The sequence below is a fragment of the Methylomonas rivi genome, from assembly GCF_024505165.1.
GTDB lineage: Bacteria > Pseudomonadota > Gammaproteobacteria > Methylococcales > Methylomonadaceae > Methylomonas > Methylomonas rivi.
On sequence record NZ_JANIBK010000240.1, the window covers coordinates 1 to 3,595 of the forward strand.

The window sequence follows — 3,595 nt, forward strand, 5'->3', positions numbered from 1 at the left end:
GGCGGACAAGACGATTGGACTGAGGCGCGCCAGGCCTCGTAGGCCGGCGCCGGCAGACGGCCGTATTCTGTTTTGAAATGTATTCCGTTTCATAATGGTAAATCCGGGGAAGGGTGATCGGACGCTACGCCGCGGGGCCGTTTGCGGCCGCCGAAACGCCGAACCAAGGTTTGCACCGCGACATAAAACACCGGCGTCAACAGCAGGCCGAAAACCGTTACGCCTATCATGCCGCTGAATACGGCGGTGCCGAGCAATCTGCGCGATTCGGCCCCCGCGCCTTCGGCGATCACTAGGGGAAATACCCCCATGATGAAGGCAAAAGAGGTCATCAGGATCGGCCGCAGCCGGATGCGGCAAGCTTCCACGGCCGCGTCGAAGGCGCTGATACCGGTTTCCTGGCGGCGCTTGGCGAACTCGACGATCAAAATGGCGTTTTTGCTGGCCAAGCCGACCAGGACGATGAAGCCGACCTGGGTAAAGATGTTGTTGTCCATGCCCGCCAGCCAGATGCCGGTCATCGACGACAAAATACACATCGGCACGATCAGAATCACCGCGAACGGTAACGACCAGCTTTCGTATTGGGCGGCAAGCGCCAAGAACACGAAAATCACGCTTAACGGAAACACCAGCATTGCCACGTTGCCGGCCAGCACCTGTTGCAGGCTCAGTTCCGTCCATTCGAAGGCGAAACCGGGCGGTAATTCGCTATCCAGCAACGCGCTCATGACGCCGATGGCTTGGCCTGAACTGACGCCGGGCAGGGTGCCGCCGTTAATTTCCGCCGCCGGATACATGTTGTAGCGGGTGATTTTATCCGGCCCGGCTATCTCCTCGATTTTAGCGATAGCGCCCAGCGGCACCATGCCGCCTTGCTTGTTCTTGGTTTTCAGTTCGGTAATATCGGCCGGTTTCATCCGAAAGGCCGCGTCGGCCTGCGCCACGACTTGGTAAGTGCGGCCGAAGGCGTTCAGGTCGTTGACGTATAAAGAGCCCAAATAAATCTGCAAGGTGTCGAATACATCCTGCAGCGGAATGTCCATGGCCTTGGCGCGGGTGCGGTCGATATCGACGAACAATTGCGGCACGCCGGCCCGAAACGTCGTGAATAATCCGGCCAGACCCGGCTGCTGGTTGCCGGCGGCTATCATTTCGCCGGTCACCCGTTGCAGTTCTTCGATGCCGGCGTTGCCGCGATCCTGGATCTGCAATTTGAAACCGCCGACCGAACTCATGCCGCGAATGGGCGGCGGGGCGAAAACCGCGATCCGCGCATCCTCGATTGAAGACAACCGCCGGGTCAGCTGTTTGATTACCGCGTCGGCGTGTAATTCGGGGTGGCCGGCGCGCCGGTCGAAGTCGCCCAACCTTGCGAACAGGGTGGCGACATTGGATTGGTTGGCGCCGGTCAGCACCGACCAGCCGGCATAGGCGTTGACATGGGCAACGCCTTCGGTATCGAGAATAATGCCGGTGGCCTGTTGCACCACCTGTTGCGTGCGCGACAGCGAGGCGGCGTCCGGCAATTGCGCGTACAGAATCAAATAGCCCTGGTCCTGCTGCGGAATGAAGCCGGTGGGTACTTTTTCAAACGCCAGCAGATTCAGGCCGTTCAGGCCGGCATACAAAACCAGTACGACCGTGGTGGTACGGATCAAGCGGCCGACCAAGCGGCCGTAACCGGCGCCGAACCAGTCGAAAAAACGGTTGAAGCGCACGAAAAACCTGCCGAACAGCCTATCGAACAGCCGGGTGAAGCTGTCCTTGTCGTGATGGGCTTTATCCAGCAGCAGCGCGCACAAGGCCGGACTCAAGGTCAGCGAATTGAAGGTCGAGATCAGGGTCGAGACGGCGATGGTCAGCGCGAACTGCTTGTAAAAGGCGCCGGACACGCCGGTAATAAAGGCCGTCGGCACGAATACCGCAATCAACACCAGCGTGGTGGCGATAATCGGCCCCACCACTTCGCTCATGGCCCGGCGGGTGGCCGCGCGGGCGTTCATGCCTTCGGCGATATGCCGCTCGACGTTTTCCACCACCACGATGGCGTCGTCGACCACGATTCCGATCGCCAGCACCAAGCCGAATAGCGACAGGGTATTCAGCGACAGGCCCAGGGCGGACATGACCGCAAAGGTGCCGATCAGCGAAACCGGCACCGCCAGCAGCGGAATCAGCGTGGCCCGCCAGTTCTGCAAAAACACGATCACCACGATCACCACCAGCAGAATGGCTTCGAACAGGGTTTTGACCACCGCATCGATGGACTGCTGTATAAACACCACGGTGTCGTAAACCAACAGGTAGTCCAGGCCCGCCGGGAAACGGGTTTTCAGCTTTTCCATGGCATCGACCACGGCTTTTTTGGTATCCAGCGCATTGGAGCCGGGCAGTTGGAAGATCGCCAGCCCCACGGTCTGTTCGCCGTCCAGGAACAAGCCGGCGTTGTAATCCTTGGCACCCAGTTCGATGCGGGCCACGTCTTTCAAGCGGGTAATTTGGCCGTCCGGGCCTTGCTTGATGACGATGTCGCCGAACTGTTCCGCTTCCTGTAAGCGGCCCAGCGTGCTGACGGTGTATTGAAATTCGGCGTTTTCGGGCGAGGGTTGCTGGCCGACCACCCCGGCCGCCACCTGTACATTTTGCTCCCGAACGGCGCCGACCACTTCGGCGGCGGTCAGCTCGCGGGCGGCGATTTTTTCCGGGTTCAGCCACAAGCGCATACTGTAATCGCGGGCGCCGAAAACCAGGATGTCGCCGACGCCAGGCAGCCGCGCCAGAGTGTCCTTGATTTGCAGCAAGGCGTAGTTGCTGAGATAAACGCTGTCGTAACGCTTGTCCGGCGACACCAAATTCACCACCAGGCTGAGGTCGGGGCTGCGCTTCTTGACGCCGATGCCCTGGCGGCGGACTTCCTCTGGCAGTTTCGGTTCGGCCAAGGCCACCCGGTTTTGCACCAATACCTGGGCTTTGTCCAAATTGGTGCCCGGCTTAAAGGTAATGGTCAACGCCAAGCTGCCGCTGTTGGTCGATTGCGAGGACATGTACAGCATGTCTTCGACGCCGTTGACCTCCTGTTCGATCGGCGTGGCCACCGTTTCGGCGACCACCTTGGCGTTGGCGCCGGGATAATTGGTGGTCACCACCACGGTCGGCGGGGCGATTTCGGGGTATTGGGCAATCGGCAAACCGATCAGCGCCAAACCGCCGACCAATACAATGACGATGGACAATACCGAGGCGAAGATCGGCCGGTCTATAAAAAAATGGGTGAATTTGTCCATGGCTTATAGCGCTCCTTGCGGTGGATCCAGCGAAATGCGTTCGGGAGCTACGGTAATGCCCGGTTTCAGCTTTTGCGCGCCTTCGACGACTACCCAGTCGTCGGCTTGCAGGCCTTCGCGGATTACGCGCAATTGGCCGATGCGGGCGCCGGGCGTCACCTGGCGATAGCTGATTCGATTGTCCGGGTTTACCACCCAGACAAAGCGTTGAGCCTGATCGGCGCCGATGGCCCGGTCGGGCAGTAGGGTGGCGGCATGGGCGGCGCTGCCTTGTACCCGCATGCGGGCGAAAAAGCCCGGACTCAACA

The 3,595-nt window shown here is 60.0% G+C and carries 2 protein-coding genes; both read right to left on the minus strand.

The genetic code is table 11. From position 1 onward, the window contains the following. Positions 1 to 89: 89 nt before the first annotated feature. Positions 90 to 3,287 (minus strand): efflux RND transporter permease subunit, encoded by a 3,198-nt coding sequence (locus NP596_RS20485; protein ID WP_256617243.1) that lies wholly within the window; start codon positions 3,285 to 3,287, stop codon positions 90 to 92. Positions 3,288 to 3,290: 3 nt separating this feature from the next. Continuing rightward, positions 3,291 to 3,595 (minus strand): efflux RND transporter periplasmic adaptor subunit (locus tag NP596_RS20490; protein ID WP_371927993.1); only part of this gene is annotated, 305 nt, incomplete at its 5' end.

Coding starts and splice junctions, on each gene's coding strand:
- NP596_RS20485 (WP_256617243.1), bottom strand. CDS start 3,287: ATGGACAAATTCACCCATTTTTTTATAGACCGGCCGATCTTCGCCTCG.